At 60.2% G+C, this 610-nt stretch carries 1 protein-coding gene; it reads right to left on the reverse strand.

Annotated elements, in window-relative coordinates; translation table 11 throughout:
- The coding region (locus QD357_RS32810; protein WP_414126163.1) for a transposase at positions 1 to 196 on the reverse strand (196 nt) is incomplete at its 3' end.
- Between the last annotated feature and the right edge of the window lie 414 nt (positions 197 to 610).

A 610-nucleotide genomic window follows, 5' to 3' on the forward strand; every position in this document is an offset into this window, starting at 1 on the left:
GTCGACGGCTCTTCGATCCGGCAGAGTTCCTGCGCCATCGAAAGAGCTGGCTCACGTGGATGCCGGCCGCACGGACAATCTCGGAAAGAACCGCACCAGGCTCAAGGCAGGCGGCAACCAGCGGCTCTTTGTCCTCGCGAGAGCAGCGCCGACGGCGCGCGACAGACGCGATCACTTCAATCGGATGCTTGGTCATAGGACTACTCCTAGTGTTTGCACTAGGACTTCCGATGTTCGCATCAACCTCGCAAGACGGCTCTCACCGTGGGCTTACGTTCCTCGAACTGCAATTMAATCTGTTCGAGAAAACGGGCCTGCGCTCCGCGCGAATGCTATGAATCTCGCGTTTGAGCTCTTGGATCGGCAGCCTCCGATCAACGTTGACCGAATGCGAGTTCACCGCCTGGGCGGCAGCGACGGCAACGGCTTCATGGGGTGCCGCGCTCGGCGAAGATCGTCGCGTGTGCACTTGCAACGTCGTCGGGAAGCTGAWCGGCCGCATCGGTCATCACGAGATGGAATCGCCAGCCATTTCAGCTATCCAGCCGAGCTCGGACGCCAGGTTTTTTGTCGCCTCCGCCAGTCGGTTCCTTTGGGCAGATACTGGAGC

This window comes from Rhizobium sp. BR 317, assembly GCF_047445835.1.
Lineage (GTDB): Bacteria > Pseudomonadota > Alphaproteobacteria > Rhizobiales > Rhizobiaceae > Rhizobium > Rhizobium paranaense.